General features: G+C 71.3%; 21 protein-coding genes. 15 read left to right on the top strand and 6 right to left on the bottom strand.

Annotated elements, in window-relative coordinates:
- The first annotated feature begins 7 nt into the window (after nt 1–7).
- Nucleotides 8–373 (top strand): ArsR/SmtB family transcription factor, encoded by a 366-nt coding sequence (locus ACFHWE_RS15130; RefSeq protein ID WP_416602262.1) that lies wholly within the window; start codon nt 8–10, stop codon nt 371–373.
- 348 nt (nt 374–721) lie between these two features.
- Here the strand turns inward: ACFHWE_RS15130 and ACFHWE_RS15125 are convergent, their stop codons facing one another.
- Nucleotides 722–985 carry a hypothetical protein gene (locus ACFHWE_RS15125; RefSeq protein ID WP_416602260.1) on the bottom strand — a complete coding sequence of 88 codons (264 nt, stop codon included), beginning with the start codon at nt 983–985 and terminating at the stop codon, nt 722–724.
- Nucleotides 986–1,422: 437 nt separating this feature from the next.
- Here ACFHWE_RS15125 and ACFHWE_RS15120 point away from each other — a divergent pair, with 437 nt between their 5' ends.
- From ACFHWE_RS15120 to ACFHWE_RS15075, 10 genes are read left to right on the top strand one after another with little or no spacing between them, the layout of a single operon-like run.
- Nucleotides 1,423–1,890, top strand: coding sequence for a hotdog fold thioesterase (locus tag ACFHWE_RS15120; RefSeq protein ID WP_416602258.1), 468 nt, complete (start codon nt 1,423–1,425; stop codon nt 1,888–1,890).
- Nucleotides 1,887–2,897: an AvrD family protein gene (locus ACFHWE_RS15115; RefSeq protein WP_416602256.1), complete on the top strand. Its 1,011-nt coding sequence runs from the start codon at nt 1,887–1,889 to the stop codon at nt 2,895–2,897. Before ACFHWE_RS15120 ends, ACFHWE_RS15115 begins: the two co-directional genes overlap by 4 nt.
- Nucleotides 2,898–2,913: 16 nt before the next feature.
- Nucleotides 2,914–3,915, top strand: a complete 1,002-nt coding sequence (locus ACFHWE_RS15110; protein ID WP_416602254.1) for a beta-ketoacyl-ACP synthase III — start codon at nt 2,914–2,916, stop codon at nt 3,913–3,915.
- Nucleotides 3,916–3,962: 47 nt separating this feature from the next.
- Entirely contained in the window at nt 3,963–4,199 is a 237-nt protein-coding gene (locus tag ACFHWE_RS15105; protein ID WP_416602252.1) for an acyl carrier protein, read from the top strand.
- A gap of 4 nt (nt 4,200–4,203) precedes the next feature.
- On the top strand, nt 4,204–4,881 hold the full coding sequence (locus tag ACFHWE_RS15100) for a histidine phosphatase family protein (RefSeq protein WP_416602250.1): 678 nt from the start codon (nt 4,204–4,206) through the stop codon (nt 4,879–4,881).
- On the top strand, nt 4,878–5,171 hold the full coding sequence (locus ACFHWE_RS15095) for a putative quinol monooxygenase (RefSeq protein ID WP_416602248.1): 294 nt from the start codon (nt 4,878–4,880) through the stop codon (nt 5,169–5,171). Before ACFHWE_RS15100 ends, ACFHWE_RS15095 begins: the two co-directional genes overlap by 4 nt.
- A gap of 10 nt (nt 5,172–5,181) precedes the next feature.
- Entirely contained in the window at nt 5,182–6,771 is a 1,590-nt protein-coding gene (locus ACFHWE_RS15090) for an FAD-dependent monooxygenase (protein ID WP_416602246.1), read from the top strand.
- A gap of 44 nt (nt 6,772–6,815) precedes the next feature.
- Entirely contained in the window at nt 6,816–7,358 is a 543-nt protein-coding gene (locus ACFHWE_RS15085) for a carboxymuconolactone decarboxylase family protein (RefSeq protein WP_416602243.1), read from the top strand.
- A gap of 9 nt (nt 7,359–7,367) precedes the next feature.
- The gene (locus ACFHWE_RS15080; protein WP_416602241.1) at nt 7,368–8,348 is read left to right on the top strand and encodes an aldo/keto reductase; all 981 of its coding nucleotides are present in this window, start codon (nt 7,368–7,370) and stop codon (nt 8,346–8,348) included.
- A 29-nt stretch (nt 8,349–8,377) separates the two neighbouring features.
- Nucleotides 8,378–9,325: a 3-oxoacyl-ACP synthase III family protein gene (locus ACFHWE_RS15075; protein WP_416602239.1), complete on the top strand. Its 948-nt coding sequence runs from the start codon at nt 8,378–8,380 to the stop codon at nt 9,323–9,325.
- A 69-nt stretch (nt 9,326–9,394) separates the two neighbouring features.
- Here ACFHWE_RS15075 and ACFHWE_RS15070 read toward each other — a convergent pair whose 3' ends face one another.
- Nucleotides 9,395–10,249, bottom strand: a complete 855-nt coding sequence (locus ACFHWE_RS15070; RefSeq protein WP_416602237.1) for a helix-turn-helix transcriptional regulator — start codon at nt 10,247–10,249, stop codon at nt 9,395–9,397.
- Nucleotides 10,250–10,498: 249 nt separating this feature from the next.
- On the opposite strand from ACFHWE_RS15070, the gene ACFHWE_RS15065 reads away from it, so the two are divergent.
- Together ACFHWE_RS15065 and ACFHWE_RS15060 are read left to right on the top strand one after the other, a co-directional pair.
- Nucleotides 10,499–11,953, top strand: a complete 1,455-nt coding sequence (locus ACFHWE_RS15065) for an MFS transporter (protein ID WP_416602235.1) — start codon at nt 10,499–10,501, stop codon at nt 11,951–11,953.
- Between the two features lie 28 nt (nt 11,954–11,981).
- Nucleotides 11,982–12,959: an aldo/keto reductase gene (locus ACFHWE_RS15060; RefSeq protein WP_416602233.1), complete on the top strand. Its 978-nt coding sequence runs from the start codon at nt 11,982–11,984 to the stop codon at nt 12,957–12,959.
- Nucleotides 12,960–13,116: 157 nt separating this feature from the next.
- Here the strand turns inward: ACFHWE_RS15060 and ACFHWE_RS15055 are convergent, their stop codons facing one another.
- The 4 genes from ACFHWE_RS15055 to ACFHWE_RS15040 form a co-directional block, all read right to left on the bottom strand.
- Complete coding sequence (locus tag ACFHWE_RS15055; protein ID WP_416602231.1) at nt 13,117–13,569, bottom strand: DUF6912 family protein; 453 nt, start codon at nt 13,567–13,569, stop codon at nt 13,117–13,119.
- A gap of 76 nt (nt 13,570–13,645) precedes the next feature.
- Nucleotides 13,646–14,308 carry an HAD family hydrolase gene (locus ACFHWE_RS15050; protein WP_416602229.1) on the bottom strand — a complete coding sequence of 221 codons (663 nt, stop codon included), beginning with the start codon at nt 14,306–14,308 and terminating at the stop codon, nt 13,646–13,648.
- Nucleotides 14,309–14,405: 97 nt separating this feature from the next.
- Nucleotides 14,406–16,079: a glycoside hydrolase family 3 protein gene (locus ACFHWE_RS15045; RefSeq protein WP_416602226.1), complete on the bottom strand. Its 1,674-nt coding sequence runs from the start codon at nt 16,077–16,079 to the stop codon at nt 14,406–14,408.
- A 94-nt stretch (nt 16,080–16,173) separates the two neighbouring features.
- Entirely contained in the window at nt 16,174–17,196 is a 1,023-nt protein-coding gene (locus tag ACFHWE_RS15040; protein ID WP_416602301.1) for an SIS domain-containing protein, read from the bottom strand.
- A gap of 219 nt (nt 17,197–17,415) precedes the next feature.
- Here ACFHWE_RS15040 and ACFHWE_RS15035 point away from each other — a divergent pair, with 219 nt between their 5' ends.
- Both ACFHWE_RS15035 and ACFHWE_RS15030 read left to right on the top strand, forming a co-directional pair.
- Nucleotides 17,416–18,153, top strand: a complete 738-nt coding sequence (locus ACFHWE_RS15035) for a GntR family transcriptional regulator (protein ID WP_416602224.1) — start codon at nt 17,416–17,418, stop codon at nt 18,151–18,153.
- A gap of 94 nt (nt 18,154–18,247) precedes the next feature.
- The gene (locus ACFHWE_RS15030; protein ID WP_416602222.1) at nt 18,248–18,847 is read left to right on the top strand and encodes a DM13 domain-containing protein; all 600 of its coding nucleotides are present in this window, start codon (nt 18,248–18,250) and stop codon (nt 18,845–18,847) included.
- Nucleotides 18,848–18,860 lie beyond the last annotated feature (13 nt).

The following is an 18,860-nucleotide window of genomic DNA, read 5'->3' as shown; positions in this document are numbered from 1 at the left end:
TGGGCGCATGAGAAACGCACACCATCCGGCGACCGAGGAACTGTCGCTGCCCGACGTGATGGCGGCGCTGAGCGACCCGCTGCGCATCGGGCTCGTGCGGCTGCTCGCCGACGGCGCCGAGCGCGGGTGGGGCGAGCTGCGGGCACCGGTGGCCAAGTCCACGCTCAGCCACCACCTGCGGGTACTGCGCGACGCGGGGGTGACCCGCACCCGCCAGGAGGGCACCCGCTGCTTCGTCACGCTGCGCCGCCAGGACCTGGACGAACGCTTCCCCGGGCTGGTCGGGGCTCTGCTGGGGGCCGCGGACGCCGAGGGCGTGGGTGGCGACATCCACCTCGCACCCGGCGCCGCCCCCGCGCCCGCCCCCCGCTGACGGCGCCCTGCCCCGTCGGCTCCGAGCGTGCGGGCCACGGGAGCTCCCGGCTCCGTGCCCGCTCCGCTGGGCGGCACCGCTCCCCCGCGCCGCGCCGCCGCCATCCACGCGGCCGTAGAGCGAGGCACCGGATCCCCCGGACGCGCCGCGCCACCCGAGCACGCGGCCGCGGAGCAGTGGCCGACGGCACGGGAAGCCATCGGGTCGGCGCGTCCGCGCCGACCCGAAGTCATCGCTGCCCCCACACGAAGGACGTCCCAGACGCCGCGTCCGCGCCGTCGGGAGAAACCGCGGAGCGGGTCAAGGCCCCCGCGGAACGGGGCCGGTCCGTGTCCCGACCCTGGACGGCTAGGGTCTGGCCGATCCCACGAGCGCCTTGTCGGCGCCTTCGCGGTAGGCGACCAGGTCGAGGCTGGACACGGCGATGCCCAGCGCGTAGCGGTTGTTGACGGAGAGCAGGGCCATGATCCTGGCGATCCTGCGGCGTACCGTCCGCACACTCATGAGCGCGCGACGGGCGATCTGCTCGTCGCTGGTGCACTCGGCCAGAAGGACGAGAAGGTCGCGGTCCTCTTGGGTGAGCAGGTGCGCTCCACCCATCGAGCTGTTCACGATATCCCCCTGCGAAGAATTTCGCCGCTTCGTTAACTGAAAAATAAAATTAAGTTACGCACGGAGATCGGCCGTCCCTTCCAACACAACCGTACTTCCCGAACCAATGTTTGTGATCTGCGCCACTTTCTCGCCACGGCGAAAAGCAACACGTCTGACCGCGCAGAGGATCGGACAAAGCATGTCTACACGAAGCGACCGGAAGACACAAGACGACCTTGGGTCCGATGAAAATTTGGCAGCATTGTGCCAAGCGCGACCGCTTCCTTGACACTCGCCCAGAGCGCTTGCTGTACTGAGATCCAAGCATTCGGGGAATTACCGGGAACCAGGATATGCATCGCCAATAGATGCGAAGCGAATAAGGGACCCCCCTCCCCTCCTCACCAAGATCCTTTTCCTCACCCATACCCTCGCGGGTCAAGAATGGGGATGAAGTGACGCAAGCAACACTGGAATCCTTCCTTCCGGAACACGGCACCGAGCCGGAGCAACTGGTCCACCGCATGGGGATCGAGATCGCGGCCTGCCGGCCCGGCCGGGTCGTCGGTTCGATGCCGATCCGGGGCAACCACCAACCCCTGGGCATCCTGCACGGCGGAGCCAACGCCGTCCTGGCGGAGACGCTGGGCTCCCTCGCGGCCTTCCTGCACGCCGGCGAGGGCGGCAACGCCGTCGGCACCGAACTGTCGTGCACGCACCACCGGTGGGCCTCGTCGGGAACGGTGACCGGGATCTGCACCCCACTCCACGAGAGCGGTTCGACCGCCAGCTACGAGATCGTCATCACCGACCACACCGGACGCCGGACGTGCACCGCCCGACTCACCTGCGCGATCAGGCCCCGGCTCCGAAGAAACGGCGAAAGAACAGCAATAGCAAGCGCGAACGGGGCTGACCAGTGAATTCTGCACCGACCCCGACCTTCCTCTCCTCCGTGGACGACCAGCTCGGCCCGAGTGAAAAGAGATTCTTCGGAAAAGGTTTCCGAAGGGTCTCCTACGAACACACCGATATCCGAGTCACACGGACCACAGATGTCACAAACGACGTCCGAGTCACCTCCAGCCTGGCGGTTCGTTACCCGGACGACTGGTCGAAGAAAGGCGCGAAAGGGCAACTGCCCCCGCACTTCAGCACGATCGACGGACTGGTGACGGCCGCTGAACTGAGCGAACTCTGCATCGCCGGAGACGGACCGGCGGGTACGGAGCGGGCGTGGCTGCGCTCCGTCAGGATCTCGGCCGGAACCACACCGATGGAGGACCTGGGGGACCTCCGCGCACACGCCGTACGGCGCAGCCGCGAGCCCTCGCGGGCCGACCCCTCCCTGTGGGTCTCCCTCGTGGACTGCACCGTCGGAACGATGCGGACCAGGTGCGAGGTGGTGCACCCGGCGACCGACCCCGTACCGGGCGAACACGTCCACGCCTCCCCCGACGCCCTTCTCGGCCCCGCCGAACAGCGGTACTTCGGGCAGGGGTTCCGGTCCCGGCGCCAGGAGATCCGCAATGTGTCCGTCGACCCCGGCGGGCTGCGCGCCGAGGCCGACCTCGCCCTCGCGGGCGATGGCCCGCACCCCTGGCCGACCAGCGGTCTCGAAGCAGCGCACCAGCCGTCGGTGACCATGGTCGACGCCTTCGTCACCGCCCTCCAACTGGCACAGGTGATGCTCTACGACCTGGACGGGATGCGGCGCGCGGACAGCGACACCCTGTGGATGCGCCGGACCGCCATGTCGGCCGCACGCCCGGACCGCCCCACCGGACACGGGGTCCGTGTGGACACCGCCATCGAACACCCCCTGCTCCTGGAGACGGACGACGCCGTCTGGCGCACGGCGGACATCGTCGGCGACCTCGGAGGAGTGCACGTGGACTGCGCCGTCGCACACCGGCTGCGCACCGCCTGACAACGTAGGGAGAACCATGGGACCCACAGCGGTCGTCACCGGCGTGGGCGGCGCCCTGCCGCCCCGAGTCGTCACCAACCACGAACTGGCACAACGCCTCGACACCTCCGACGAATGGATCCGTACCCGTACCGGTATCCGCCAGCGCCACGTCGTGGAGGCCGGAACCTCCACAGGGGACCTGGCCACCGAAGCCGGGTCCCGGGCCATGAAGCAGGCCGGCCTGGACTCGGTCGACCTGGTCGTGGTCGCGACCACCACACCCGACCGGCTCTGTCCCGCCACCGCGCCGACCGTAGCCAGCCGCATGGGGCTGGTCGGCGCCTCCGCCTTCGATGTCTCCGCGGTCTGCTCCGGGTTCGTCTACGCGCTCCAGACCGCGACGACCGCCATCGCCGCCGGCACGGCCGAGAGCGCCGTCGTGATCGGCGCGGAGTCCTTCAGTACCCTGCTCGACCCCGAGGACCGCTCGACGGTCGCCATCTTCGGCGACGGTGCGGGAGCGCTCGCCCTGCGCGCCGGAGACCGCTCCGAGGACGGTGCGGTCCTGGACTTCGACACCGGCAGCGACGGGAGCCTGCGCGACCTGATCACGGTCCCGGGCGGCGGCGCCGAGCAGCGCGCCTCCGGCCGGCCTCCCGCCATCGGGGACACCTACTTCCGCATGGAGGGCCAGCCGGTGTTCAAGCACGCGGTCCGGCAGATGAGCGAGACCTCTCTCAAGGTCCTCGGCACCAGCGGATGGGCGGTCGAAGAGGTCGACTGGTTCGTCGGCCACCAGGCCAACATGCGCATCCTCCGGGCGGTGGCCGGACGGCTCGGCATCGACTCCGACCGGGCCGTGTCCAACATCGAACGCGTCGGCAACACCGCCGCGGCCTCCATCCCGCTCGCCCTCTCCGACAGTGCCGCCGAAGGACGGCTGGGACGCGGCGACCGCGTCCTGCTGGCCGCGTTCGGAGGCGGCGCCACCTGGGGAGCCGCCACCCTCACCTGGCCCGAACTGCCCCCTCTCTGAGACCTTCCACCACCAGCCCCGGCCACGCGCCGCGAAGGAGCGACACCATGCCCATCACCGAACTCATCTCCGAGATCCTGACGACGAAGTACCAGGTCCCGCCCGAGGAGATCTCCCCGGAGTCCAGGTTCGAAGAGCTCTACCTGGACTCCCTGGCCCTCATGGAGGTCGCCCTCCTGTTGGAGAAGCAGTTGGGGGTCAGCATCGCCGAGGGCGTCATCACCCCTGAGCAGAGCATCGAGGAGACCGCCTCCGCCCTGCTCTCGTTGCGGGCCGGGAGCTGAGCGCGTGCGCGCCGCACTGGTCCGCCACGGCCAGACCCCGCTCAACGCGCAGAACCGCTTCCAGGGCCGAAGCGACGCCCCCCTCGACGAGGAGGGCAGGCTCCAAGCGAAGCGGGTCGCGCGGTCACTGACCCCGGGACGGTGGACCGCCGTCTACTCGTCGCCGATGCTCAGAGCGGTCCAGACCGCACGGGCCGCGGCCCGCCGCCTGGACCTGACGCACACCGTGTTCACCGAACTGGGGGAGCGCGACCTCGGAACGGTGGACGGCCTGGAACGCGGCGAGTTCTCCCGCCGGCACCCGGACGTCCTGCACCGGCTGCGGTCCGACCCGGGGTTCGCGCCCCCGGGCGGTGAGAGCGGACGCGCCGCCCTCGCCCGCTTCTCCCGCGGCCTCGGCCGTGTGGCGGCGTCGGCGCACGGGGGCGGGCCCGTCCTGGTGGTGACCCACGGCGGCGTCCTCGACCTCCTGGCCCGCGCGCTCCGGGGGTCGCGGCACTCCGGGATGGTCGGTACCTGCCGGGCCGCCTGCGTCGACATCGGAACCGACGGGGACGGCCCGCCGACCGTCTCCCTCCTCCAGTGGGACGTCGACCCCCGCTCCTGTGAGGACGCCTCGGCCGACCTGCCCGGTCCACCCGCCGCCGTCCATCTCGTACCGAAGGGAAACGCACTCCTATGAGCATCCAGATCGTCGTGGTCTTCGACGTACGCCCCGAGCACTTCGACACCGCGGTCGCCGCCTTCCGCGACCTGGCCGCGCGGACCATCGAGGAGGAGGGCGCGCTGCGCTTCGACGCCTTCCTCTCCCAGGGCCGCGACAACACCGTCGTCCTGGTCGAGGAGTGGGCCGACCAGGACGCCATCGACCAGCACATGAAGGAGGACTGCGTCCGTGAGTTCCTGGACCGGGTGGAGGGCTGCTTCCGGAGCGAGGCCACCGTCCACCGGCTCGAAGCGGTCGGCGCCTGAGGGGGGACCGATGGACGAGGGCGCGCACCGCCCCCGCGTCCTCATCGTGGGGGCGGGGCCGGTCGGACTCGTGCTGGCGTGCGAGCTCCTGCACGCCGGTGTGGACGTGGAGATCATCTCCAAGACCAAGAGGGAGAGCCCGCACTCGCGTGCCACGATCCTGTGGCCGCGCGTCCTGGAACTGCTCGACCGCGTGGGGGTGGCCGGCCCTCTCGTGGAGGGCGGCCACTACTTCGACCAGATGAACTACTACTCCGAGAAGCGCATGATCGGCCTGGTCAGGTTCGACCGGCTGCGGGGGGCCGGATACCCGTTCGCCATCACGATCCCGCAGTGGCGTACCGAGGCGATCCTGGAGGAGCACCTCGCCTCCCTGGGCGGCTCGGTGGGCTACGACCGCACCTTCGTCGGAGGCGAGCAGTCACCCGACGGCGTGACCTGCCGCATCACCGGTCCGGACGGTCGGACCAGGAGCTGGGCCTACTCCTGGGTGGTCGGCGCCGACGGCTACGGCAGCACGGTGCGTGACGCCTTCGGGTTCGGGTTCGCCGGACGCTCCATGCGCACCCGGCTGGCCATCACCGACGCCGAGATCATCGGCGAGAGCACCAGCAGCGAGGCCGCCTACTACCTGACCCGTTCGGGGAACATGGTGCTCGCCCCGCTGGGCGACGGCGTGTTCCGGGTGGGAGCCAGTGTTCCGGACGGCTACGGGGAGGACACGGTTGACCGCGCCTTCTTCGAACGGCTGCTCCGGGAGCGGGTACCCGGGGAGCGCAGGCTCGGGGGCATGCGCTTCAGCGGGGTCTTCACGGCGCACGTGCGATCCGCCGACACCTACGCCCGGGGCCGGGTGTTCCTCGTGGGCGACGCCGCCCACGCGATGAGTCCGTCCGGGGCGCAGGGACTGAACACCGGCATCCAGGACGCGGTGAACCTGGGGTGGAAGCTGGCGGGGGTGGCCGGGGGACGGTACCGGCCGCACCTGCTGTCCAGCTACGACACCGAGCGCCGCCCCGCCGTGGACCAGGTGGCCGGGCTGTCGACCCGCCTGGCCCGGATCGGACTGTACTCGCGGCGGTCCCAGACACTGGTCCGCGACACCGCGTACCGGCTCGGGACCGCCACCCGCGTGCTGGAGCGCTCCCTGGCGCCCCGGCTGGCCCAACTGGACACCCACTACGGGCGGCGCACCGTCCGGCGCGGGTTCACGCCGGGCGAGCGCCTGCCCCTGGGATGGCGCTCCTCGGACACCGCGCCGGTCCTGGCCGTGGACCGGTACACCGTCCTGCTCTGGCCGGGGCTGGAGTACCGGTTCGGCCGGTGGGCTGCCTTCGTCGACGCGGTGCGCCGGACTGTGGACGGCGTCCAGATCACGGACCTGGGCGGACGGCCGCCGGGGGCCCTGCTGTCCAGGCTCGGCCGACACGCGTCTGCCCTGGTCGTCAGACCCGACGGGCACCTGGACGCCCTCCTGCCGCTGTCGGGCGGCACCTCGACCGACCGTGTGGAAAGGCTCGGACGCCTGATCGCGCGGAACACCCTGCGGTCCCCGGAGACCGCCCCCGTCCCGGCGCCCCTGACCCCGGCCCACGGCTGACCCACCCACCGTCGTTCGCGACACCACAGGAAGAGAGACCGGAGATGTCCGTTCGCGTCACCCTGACCGAGGTTTCCGACATGTCGCCGGAAGAGCTCGCCGTCTATGAGAAGTTCCAGTCCAACCTGACCCGGGCACTGCTGCTCACCAAGGGTTCGGCGGCTCCGCACCTGGCACTGGGCGCCTCCTTCACCGTCGGGCTGCTGAGCGATCTCGTGCGCGAGGTCATCGTGCTGCGTGTGGCCAAGCTGCGCGAGAGCGAGTTCGAGCGGCGGCTGCACCACCCCCTGGCCCTGAAGGCCGGGCTCAGCGAGGAGGAGATCGCGGTCATCGAGGAGGGCGACTTCGCCCGTATGGAGGACGACCGCGCCGCCCTGGTCCACTACGTGGACGAGTGCATCCTCCGGCACCGGGCCGGCGAAGCGGCCTTCCGCGCCCTGAACCGGCACTACACCCAGAACGAGATCGCCGAGGTCACCCACCTGACCGGCCACTGCGCCATGACGGCGATGTACCTCGACAGCCTGGCCATCCCCCTGGACGAGAACATCGCCTCCTGGGGACGCCTCACCGAGATCCAGGACTGAGGGGACGCGGTGGAGTACGCACGACTGGGCTCCTCCGGGCTCAAGGTGTCCCGCCTGGCCCTGGGGTGCATGAGCTACGGGGACCCGAACCTGGGAACCCATCCGTGGTCCCTGCCGGAGAAGGAGGGGTCCCGGTTCATCGCCGAGGCGCTGGACCTGGGCATCAACTTCTTCGACACCGCCAACATCTACTCGCTGGGCACCAGTGAGCGGATCCTCGGCGCGGCGATCGCACGCGAGGCCAGGCGTGAGGACGTCGTCATCGCGACCAAGGTCTACGAGGCGATGCACGACGGCCCGCTCGCCAAGGGGCTGTCCCGGCAGGCCATCATGCGCGAGCTCGACGCCAGCCTGCGCAGGCTCGGCACGGACTACGTCGACCTCTACATCGTCCACCGGTGGGACTACGAGACCCCTGTCGAGGAGACGATGCAGGCGCTCCACGACGTGGTCCGGGCGGGAAAGGTCCGCTACATCGGCGCCTCCTCCATGCACTGCTGGCAGTTCGTCAAAGCGCAGTACGTCGCCGACCTGCACGGGTGGACACGTTTCGTCAGCATGCAGAACCACTACAACCTCATCAACCGCGAGGAGGAGCGGGAGATGCTGCCCTACTGCGCGGAGGAGGGGGTCGGGGTCACCCCGTGGAGCCCGCTGGCCAGGGGGAAGCTGGCCCGCGACTGGGACGCGCGCTCGGCCCGCACCGAGGGCGACCCGATCCAGGAGCGCTTCTACGGTCCCACCGAGCGTGCCGACCGCGCCGTGGCCCGTGCGGTGGCCGACGTCGCCGAGCGCCGCGGGGTCCCGCCCGCCCGGATCGCCCTGGCCTGGCTGCTCCAGCAGCCCGCCGTGACCGCTCCGGTCGTCGGCGCCACCAAGAGCGGCCACCTCCGCGACGCCGTGGCCGCACTGGACGTGGCCCTGGACGAGGGCGAGGTCGCCGAACTGACCAAGCCCTACGTCCCCCATCCCGTCGTGGAGTACGTCTAGCAGCCCCCGCAGAACACATCGGAGCGACCATGGGCATCACCGATTTCACCATCGAGATACCTCACGAGACCCTCGGCGTCGAGGAGATGAGCCGGAGGTCCGGCATCGGCGTCGACAAGATCCGCGAGATCGTTCCCAGCGGGAGCGTCTCCGTCCTCTCCCCGGAGCAGAGCGCGTGGAGCATCGGACGCGACGCGGCCGCCAAACTCCTGGCGCAGAACCCGGTACCGCTGGAGGACATCGGGCTCGTCGTCTACGCCGGGTCCAGCGAGTGGGGGACGCCGTTCTGGTCCCCCGCCGCCAAGATCGCCCTGGAACTGGGCATCCACCGGGCGCACTGCTATGAGCTGTCCAATTTCTGCAACGCGGGCACCGCAGCCCTGGCCATCGCCGACGAACAGGTCAAAGCGGGCAAGCACCGGGCGGCACTGGTGATCGTCTCCGACCGGCTCAGCCAGTTGGTCGACTACAGCACCGGCTACGTGGAGCTGTTCAACTTCGCCGACGGCGCGGCGGCGGTCCTGCTCTCCCGGGAGGCGCGGTACGAGATCCGCGGCTCCGCCCTGCGCACCGACCCGGCGTGGGTGGACTACTACTACGGCGAGACCACCGCGGGGGGTGTCCGGGTCGAGCGCACCGCCAAACGCGACGGGCTGGGCGACGCCTTCACCGCGAACTTCACGGAGCTGACCGAGTCGGTCCTGGCCGAGATCGGGACTCCGGCGGACGAGGTCGCCTACTACCTGGTCACCCACGGGAACCAGGACCTGCACCGCGACTACCTGAGGGCGATGGGGGCGGCCGCCGACAGAAGCGTGTTCACCTACGACGGGAACGGCCACCTCGGCGGGGTGGACCCCTTCCTCGCCCTGGCGGACCTGGAGCGCGGCGACCGGCTCTCCAGCGGAGACACGGTCGTCATCGCGACCGCCGGGTCCGGGTTCAGTTGGGGGGTCATGGCCGTCCGGGTGGTCTGAGGGCCGCCGGGGCCCCGTGTGCGCCCGCCGGCGGGCGCACACGGGGCCCCGCGGTCTCCGGCCTCCCCTTCAGCGGGGGCCGGGCCGGTCCGCCTCCATGTCCATGCCGAGCAGGCGCAGAGCGGCCTCGTCGGGGGAGCCGGGGTCGGTGAAGTACAGCTTGAGCAGGTGGCCGTCCTGGAGGGCCGCGGTCTGGTACTTCAGCGTGATCCGCCCCACGACCGGGTGGTCGAGGGCCTTCTCCCCGTCGGTGCAGTTGGCCACGTGCTGGCTCGTCCACAGGCGGACGAACTCCGGGCTCTGGATGGCGAGGTCGCCGACCAGCTCCGCGAACCGCGGGTCGCCCCGGTACCCCGCCGCGATGTAGCGCAGGTAGGAGACGTTGTACAGCGACTCCAGGGACCAGTCGGCGTACAGGCCCCGCACGTTCTCGTCCAGGAAGTTGAGCTTGATGACGTTGGGGCGGGTCTCCGGGGATCCGGGGGCCTCCACGTCCAGGTGCGGCGCGATGAGCCGGTGGTAGAGCGGGTTCCACGCCAGGATGTCGCACCTGTGGTTGAGCACCGCGGCGGCGACGTCGCTCAACGACTCGACCAGGACACGGGTGTGCGGGCTGACCTCGTCGGGCACCGGCTCCCTCGGCTGCCTCGACGGGGCGGGCGTACCGATCCTGAGCAGGTAGTCCTGCTCGTCCTGGCTCAGTTCCAGGACGCGGGCGATCGACAGCAGGACCGACGGGGAGGCGTGCGGCACCTGGGACTGCTCCAGGCGGGTGTAGTAGGGCTGGCTGACGCCGGCCAGCGCGGCCACCTCCTCCCGCCGCAGCCCCGGGACCCGGCGCTGCCCACGGGTCGCCAGGCCGATCTCCTCCGGCTGGATCCGCTCGCGCATACGGCGAAGGTAGTTCCCGAGATCCACGTTCATGTGATCGTCCACCCCTTCATGCTCACACACGCCTGTTTCCGCCACCCGCACGGCGGAGGGAAAACGGACGTTTTCCCCGAGGCCCCCGGTGCGTCGCCCCGGGTTCGTCGGAGAGGCCCTCACACCGAACACAACGCCTCCGGCGCTCGGGGGTCAACGGCCGAACCTGACCCTGTCGTGGTCAGCCACGGTGGGGCTACCCACGGCCGGGGGCTGGCTGGACCCGACGTGCCGTACGACGGTGGTGGCATGACCACCGAAAGGGCGACGGAATCGGCGTCGCCACCCAAGATGACCAGCCGTCAAGTCGTCGTCCTCACCGTGCTGCTCGCCTCGCAGTTCCTGATGGCAGCCGACTTCTCCATCCTCAACGTCGCACTTCCACGGGTCGGTGTGGACCTCGGGTTCAGCGCGGGCAACCTGCAATGGATCACTACGGCCTTCGCCCTGTGCGCTGCCGGGTGCACCCTGGTCTTCGGCCGCGTCGGCGACTACCTGGGGCGCCGGCGGATCTTCGTCACCGGGATGCTGATCCTGGCCGTGGCGTCGGTGGTCGGCGGCCTCGCGACGTCGCCGGAGCTGCTGCTCGTGGCGCGGACCCTGCAGGGGCTGGCGACCGCGGCGGTCACCCCGGCGGCCCTGGCACTGCTGACCACCACCTTCACCGAGCCGGGCCTGCGCGCGCGGGCGCTGGGGCTCAACGGCGTGATGATGAGCTCGGGCTTCAGCGTGGGCGCGGTCCTGGGCGGCGTCCTCACCGACACGCTGTCCTGGCGCTGGGCGTTCTTCATCAACATCCCCGTGGCCCTCCTCGCGGTCGTGGTCGTCTCCGCCGTGGTCGCCGAGAGCCGTGCCGAGCGGCGCGGCGCCCTGGACCTCCCCGGGGCCGTGCTCATCACCACCGGCCTGTTCAGCGGGGTCTACGGCATCACGCAGGCGGCCGAGAACGGGCTCGGCACGCTCCCGGTCCTGGCGATGGTCCTGGCCGTGGTGCTCCTGGGCGCCTTCTGGGTCGTGGAGTCGCGTACGGAGGAGGCACTGGTACCGGTCCGCATCCTGCGCCGTCCCGAGGTCGCCTTCAGCAACATGTCCGCCCTGTTCATCTTCGGCGGGGAGACCGCCCTGATCTTCTTCACCGGTCTGTACGTGCAGAACATCCTGGGGTTCTCCCCCCTGGTGGCGGGCCTGGTCCTGCTGGGCATCGGTATCGGGCAGATCCTCGGCGGCATGCTCGGACCGCGCCTGATCGAGCGGATACCGCCCCACGCCCTCCTCGGCCTCTCCCTGGCCGGCCAGGGCGCGTTCATGCTGCCGATGCTCGTGATGCCCCCCACGCCGGAATGGATCCTGCCGCTGATCGCCACCCAGTTCGTCAACGCGGTCTTCTCCATGACGGCGATGCTCGCGTTCATGGTGATCGCGACGTCGGCTGTGGGTACCGACATGCAGGGGATGGCCACCGGCATGGCCACGCAGAGCCAGCAGGTCGGCATCGCGATCGGCATCCCCGTGCTCAGCGCCGTCTTCACCGCGGTGGTGGGCGCGGAGGCGACGGGGAGCGAGCAGATGCCCGGCATCCACACCGCGGTCGCCGTGGACGGGATCCTTCTCGTCGCCGCCGGTGCGCTCCTGTGGCTGGTCCTGCGCCGCCACTCCCCGGCGGGCTCGTCCGCGGGCGAGCCCGCGGCAGACGAGAACCGTTGACCCGTACACCGAGAGAGAGGATCCTGTCGTGCGCACAGCCACACTGGGAGACCTGAAGGTCGGCCGTATCGGCCTGGGTGCCATGTCGATGTCGGACTACTACACCGGGGCCGGCAGCGACGAGGACGAGGCGATCCGGACGGTCCACCGCGCGCTGGACCTGGGCGTGACCATGATCGACACGGCGGAGATCTACGGCCCCTACGCCAACGAGGAGCTTCTCGGCCGTGCTCTGCGCGGTCGGTACGGACACGTAGCGGTCGCGACCAAGTTCGGCCTGGTGTCGCACTCGGGCGGGGGACCCAACGTCCTCGACAGCCGTCCCGCCAACGTACGTGCGGCCGTCGAGGGGTCACTGCGCCGTCTGGGCACCGACCGCATCGACCTGTACTACCAGCACCGGGTCGACCCGGACACGCCGATCGAGGACACGATGGGCGCGCTGTCGGAGCTGGTCTCCGAGGGCAAGGTCGGCCACGTGGGACTGTCGGAGGCGGGGGTGGAGACGGTCCGTCGCGCGCACGCCGTGCACCCCGTCGCAGCGGTGCAGACGGAGTACTCGCTGTGGTCGCGTGAACCCGAGGAGGAGCTGCTGCCCGTCCTGCGGGAGCTGGGCATCGGGTTCGTGCCCTACTCGCCGCTCGGGCGGGGCTTCCTGACCGGTGCCCTGCGCTCCCCCGACCAGTTGGACGAGGGCGACTTCCGCAGGACGACACCCCGGTTCGCCAAGGACAACTTCGAGCGGAACCTGGGTCTGGTGGACGAGGTCGCCGCGGTGGCCAAACAGGCGGGTGCCACCCCCGGCCAGGTGGCGCTGGCCTGGCTCCTGGCCCAGGGCGGCGACATCGCACCGATCCCGGGGACGCGGCGGGTGTCGCGGGTGGAGGAGAACGCGGGGGCCGACGCGGTGGAACTGCCGCCGGAGGCCCTGGCCCGGCTGGACGCGCTCGCACCCGCCGCGGGTGAGCGCTACGCGCCCGCGGACCTCGCGCGCACAGGGCTCTGATCAGTAGGCGGTGCCGTCCGTGCCGGAGCGGGTCCAGGCCGATCCGTCCCCGTTTGGGCCTGGATCTGCTCCCGTGCGGACGGCATTGCCGCGAACACCGGTACCACGGGCGGCGGGGCCGCTTCGCCCACCGGCCGCGGTCGCTGCGGTGCGAACGTCAGGTCCGCTCGTCCCCGACGAGGTAGCGCAACTCCTGGACGGCGAACCACATGAGTTCGCGGTGCTCGGCGGCGCCGGAGGCGGGGTCGGCCGCCGCCTCGGCGATGTCGTCGGCGGCGCGCTCGTCGTCCACGTGGGCCGAGGCCAGGCGCTTGTAGGGCACCGGGCCCCTGAGCCGCACCCGGAGCACGCCGGGGCCGGCACCGCCCGCGGGCTCGACGGCGCGATCGGGCAGGTTCGCGGCGAGCACCACCCGGCGCCGGGGCGCGCCGGGGTCGGCGGCCAGCAGCGCCAGGGACTCCTCGGCGGCCGCGTACATGGCGTCGTAGTCGGCCTCCTCCTCGTCGGCCCCGGGGCCGGGGTCGGCGGTGAAGGCGGGGCCGACCGGCACACTCCCCTCCTCCAGGGCCCGGGCGAGGGCGGGCACGGTGCTGGGCAGGAAGACGTACATGGGCTCTCCGGGAACTCGACGGACACCACGAGTGTCCCAAGGGATCCCGGGTGCCCGCGCCCCGGCCCGGTGCGTGTCAGGCCGCGGGCGTGTCCTCGAAGACGGCGGCGTCGATGGTCAGCAGGCGGCTCAGCTCCCGGCGGGTGGCGCGGGTGTCGGTGTGCAGCAGGCCGACCATGCCGAGTTCCTCGGCGGTGCGCACGTTGTGCTCCAGGTCGTCGATGAACACGCAGTCCTGTGGGGACAGGCCCAGGCGTTCACATGTGTGCAGGTAGATCCGGGGTTCAGGCTTGCGCATGCCCACCTCGCCGGAGATGACCACCTCGTCGAAGGTCCCCGCGAAGTGCTCGCGCGGGTAGCCGTTGCCCCAGGAGTTGGACAGCAGCGCGGTGTTCAGGCCGGTGCGGCGCACCGAGCGCAGCGTGTCGTACATCTCGTGGACCGGGTCGAAGCGGGAGAACATGCGGTGGATGAGGCCCTCGGCGTCGACGGTGCCGCCGTCGGCGAGCCGGAGCAGGGAGGCGATCTCGCGCTCGAACCCGGCGGTGTCGATCTCGCCGCGCTCCAGCGCGTGGACGGGGTTGTCCTCCAGGCTGCCGTCGAAGTAGGGGCGCATGGCCTGCTGGTAGTGGTCGCCGTCGATGCCCTCGGATTCGAGCCAGGCGGCGATGGAGTCGGGGAGCGGTGTGGTGAGCACACCGGCCCAGTCCGAGATGACTGCCTTACGGACGCGGTCCATCCGATCCCTCCGTTCACGTGGGGAAACGTTTTTCCCGTTACGCGCAGATTTCAACCATCTCAGACGTTCTTTTACCGTCCCCGACCCGCGCCGCCGCTCAGAAGGTGAGCCCCGTCCCAGCGTCCACGCCCGCGCCGGGGATGTCCACCGGCAGCGTTCCGGAGGGCTCCACCGCACCGGCGATCACCCGCGCGGCGGCGTAGCGCGACACCTCCACCGAGGAGTAGACCGCCAGGAACGCCTCGGCCTCCGGGAACACCTCAAGGTCGTAGGGGCCGCCCTGGGCGACCACGATGACGGGTTTGCCCTGCGCCCGGGCGGCGGCCACCACGGCCCGCTGCTCGGCCGAGCCCCGGGCTCCGTCGGTGCCCACCACCACGACGTCGGCGCGGGCGTCGGCGTCGGGGCCCAGCCCCACGACGTCCACCCCGGCCTCGCGCAGCGCATCGGTGATCTCGGTACCGCCCTGGCCCCGGACGCTCACGCCCGTCCCCTCGGCGAGCGGCAGCAGTCCGCCGCCGTCGCGCAGCACCGTCACGGAGGCGTCGGCCACGCGCTGGGCGGCCTCGGCGTGCTCGGGGTCCTCCAGAACGGCCTGTGCGGCCGCGGCGTCGGCCGGCTCGGCGTCCAGGACGCCCCGCTCCTCCTTGAGCGTGAGGATGCGCAGCACGGACTCGTCGATGCGCTCCTCGGTCAGCCGCCCCTCCCGCACGGCGGTCCGCAGGGCCTCCAGGACGGCGGCCGGGTCCGGCGGCATGAGGAGCTGGTCCACACCCGCCTCGATGGCGCGGACCGCGATCTCCCCGTCGCTGTGGCTCTGGCGCACACCCTCCATGTTGAGGGCGTCGGTGGTGACGACCCCGTCGTAGCCGAGTTCCTCGCGGAGCACGCCGCCGATGATCTCCGGGGACAGGGTGGCCGGGTTCTCCGCGTCGAGCTGCGGCATGACCACGTGGGCGGTCATGATGGCGTCCACCCCGGCGTCGACCGCGGCCCGGAACGGCGGCAGGTGTTCGGCCTCCCACTCCTCGCGCGGCAGGTCGATGACGGGCAGGCCGGTGTGGCTGTCCACGTCGGTGTCGCCGTGCCCGGGGAAGTGCTTGACGACGGAGGCGACGCCGCCCTCGGCGAACGCCCCGGCCTCGGCCACGGCCATCTCCGCCACCAGGGCGGGGTCGGAGCCGAAGGAGCGGATGCCGATCACCGGGTTGTCGGGGTCGGTGTTGACGTCGGCGACGGGCGCGTAGTCGAGGTTGATGCCCAGGACGGCGAGCTCCTCGGCGGTGGTGGCGGCCAGCAGCTCCGCCATGGCGGGGTCGCGCGTGGCGCCCACGGCCATCGCGTCGGGGAAGCGGGTGCCCACCGGCAGGCGCGAGACGAGCCCCTGCTCCTGGTCGATTCCCAGGAACAGGGGTACCCCGGCGCCCTGCTGCGCGGCCAGCTCCTGGAGGCCGTTGGACATGTGCACGATCTTGCCGGTGCCGGTCAGGTTGGCGGTGAAGTAGATGAGCCCTCCGGGGCGGTAGGCCTCGATCTGCGCGGTGTTCTCCTCCGCCGAGGTGCCCTGGGCGGACAGGACCATGAGCTGGCCGATCTTGTCGTCCAGGTCCATCTCCGCCAGCAGTTCGGGGGCGAGCACCGGCTGCTGCGCGCCTTCCTGTCCGCCGTCCTCGGGCGAGGCCTCGCCCGGTTCCTGGGAGGTGCACGAGGCAGCGGTCAGGGCGAGCAGGGCACAGAGCGGGGCCAGTGCGGCGCGCAGGGAGGGTCTCATGGCGGTCGGCGTCTCCGGGGAGTGCGGGTGGGTGTGGCCGGAGGGTACCGTCTCACGGCCCCCTCCGGCCCCCCGGATCCCGGGAACACGCCGGTCAGGCGGTCTGGGTGACCTTGTTCAGACCGCGCGGCAGGTCGGGGTTGTAGCCCAGGCGGCGGGCCAGGTGCTCGGTGAGCAGTTGCGCCGGGACGATGAGGTTCATCGGCGCGACCCACTCGGGCACGTCGGGCACCGGCACGGACAGGTCGCTGGCGGCGGCGAGGGCCGCTCCGCCGCCGAACCCGAACACGGGGGCTCCGGCGGAGCGCACGCGCTCGGCCAGGGCGACCGTGCCCTCCAGGGTCGGGCCCGTGGGCGCGGCGACGAGCAGCGCGGGGGTGCGCGGGTCGACGACGGCGATGGGGCCGTGCAGCAGGTCGGCGTAGGACAGGCCCATGGCGTGCAGGTAGCACGCCTCCTTGAGTTTGAGGGCGGCCTCCAGCGCGGTGGAGTAGGCCATGCCGCGGCCGGAGACGACCGCGCCCTGGACGGCGACCATCCGCTCGACGATCTCCTCCAGGGCGTCGGTGGGCAGGGCGAGGCTCTCCTCGATCCCGTCCGGGACGCGCGCCAGGTCTCCCTCGTCCAGGTCGGCGCCCAGGCCCAGCGCGAGCACGGCGATGGCGGCGAGCTGGGTGCTGTAGGTCTTGGTGGCGGGCACGGCCTTCTCGTGGCCGGCGCGGGTGAGGAGGGCGACGTCGGCCTCGGCCGCCATGGGCGAGTCCGCGCCGTTGGTCACCGCCACCGTGCGGGCGCCGCAGTCGGCGGCCCAGCGCATGGTCTGGACGATCTCCTCGGTCTTGCCTGACTGGGAGACGGCCACGGCCAGGACCCCGGAGAGGTCCACGCGGGCGCCGTAGGTGGTGGCGATGGAGGGCGATGCCAGGGTGGCCAGGCGGCCGGTGTGTGCCTGGAGCAGGTAGTTGCCGTAGACCGCGGCGTTGTCGGAGGAGCCGCGCGCGATGAACAGGACCTGCCTGCTCTCGCGTGCCAGGGCCGCGATCTCCGGACGCAGGGGCAGCAGCTCCGCGAAGGTGCGGCGCAGGGCTTCGGGCTGTTCGGCGATCTCGGAGCGCATGACGCTGGTCGTCGTGGTGGTCATGGGGGCCTTCCCTCGGGGTCCGGGTGGATTGACACGCGGTCGGGGCTGTGGTCTAGTCCGGACTATACCAGTATGGACCACACCGTTCCGGGGTCCGGCCGCCGTTGAACGCTCTCCGCCCTCCGGGCCCCGACGGGACTCGTACTAGGGTCCCTCTAGCGATCTCGTCCACCGAACCGAGAAGGCGGTCCGCGCATGCCGATCGACCCCGCCAACCCCCTGCCCAAATACGTGCAGCTCCGCGACGCGATCCTGGACTGGATCACCGAGTCGGGGCTGGGCGTGGACGACATGGTCCCCTCCGAGCGCGAGCTCAGCGCCCTCTACGGGCTCTCGCGCATGACCGTGCGCCAGAGCGTCGACCTGCTCGTCACCGAGGGCCGCCTCTACCGGGTCCCGGGCAAGGGGACGTTCGTCGCCCGGCCCAAGATCGAGATGTCGCTGGTCCTGGCCTCCTTCAGTGAGGACATGCGCGCCCGCGGCTACGAGCCCGGCGCCCGCGAGCTCATCCGGCGGACCATCCCGGCCAGCGGGCACACCGCGCGTATGCTCGACATCGCCCCCGGCACCCCGGTCCACCACATCGAACGGATGCGCACCGCCGACGGCGAACCGATGGCCGTGGAGCGCTCCAACATCCCCGCCGCCGAGGTGCCCGGGCTGGAGGGCTTCGACCTCTCCGCCCGCTCCCTGTACGAGGTGCTGGAGCACGAGTACGACATCCTGCTGGACTCGGGCGAGCAGACGATCGAGGCGGGCCTGTGCGATTCCTCCGACTCGCGCCTGCTCGGTTTGCCCGCCGGGAGCCCGGTGCTGGTGATGCAGCGCCGCAGCTTCGCCAAGGGGCGGTGCGTGGAACTGGCGCTGTCCACCTACCGCGCCGACCGCTACCAGTTGCACTCGCGCCTGGACCCGCGGCGGCACGGCGACTGAGCGCCGGGGCGGGAAAATCGCGCGCGGGGGTCGCCCCGCGGCCGTCGGCTCCGAATCACCGGTGGTGACAGTTCCCAGCCCTGGAGGCAGAGCGATGGATTCCCAGTCCCCCCGGCGCCCGTGGTGGCGGCGCCCCCTGATCGCGGTCCCCGCGGCCCTGATCGCCCTGATCGTCGTCGCGGCGGGCCTGTGGGCCTTCCAGCCCTGGCGGGTGCTGACCACCCGCACCACGGACGAGGCGCTGCCGACGGCGTCCGAACCCGCCGCCCCCGGCGCGGACGCCTCGGAGGAGGGTGCCCCGGACGGGGAGCCGACGGAGGAGGCCCCCGAGGAGGAGCCCGCCGACACCGGGCCCGTGATCCTGGCCGAGGGCGACTTCATCACCCAGGAGCACAACACCTCCGGCACCGTCCAGGTCCTGGAACTGGCCGACGGGTCGCGCTACGTCCGCTTCGAGGACCTGGCCACCTCCGACGGCCCCGACCTGCACGTGTGGATCACCGACCAGGAGGCCGGCGGCGACTGGTTCAAGTACCGCGACGGCCGCTACGTGGCCCTGGGCGAGCTGAAGGGCACCCACGGATCGGCCAACTACGAGATCCCCGCCGACGCCGACATCTCCGGCATGACCAGCGTGGTCATCTGGTGCGACCGCTTCTCGGTGGCCTTCGGGTCGGCCCCGGTGGCGCTGTAGGACGCACCGACGC

Source organism: Nocardiopsis sp. LOL_012 (genome assembly GCF_048060475.1).
In the GTDB taxonomy this organism is placed as follows: domain Bacteria; phylum Actinomycetota; class Actinomycetes; order Streptosporangiales; family Streptosporangiaceae; genus Nocardiopsis.
Note: the sequence above shows the minus strand (reverse complement) of the source record. Positions and strands in the feature narration are given on the sequence as shown.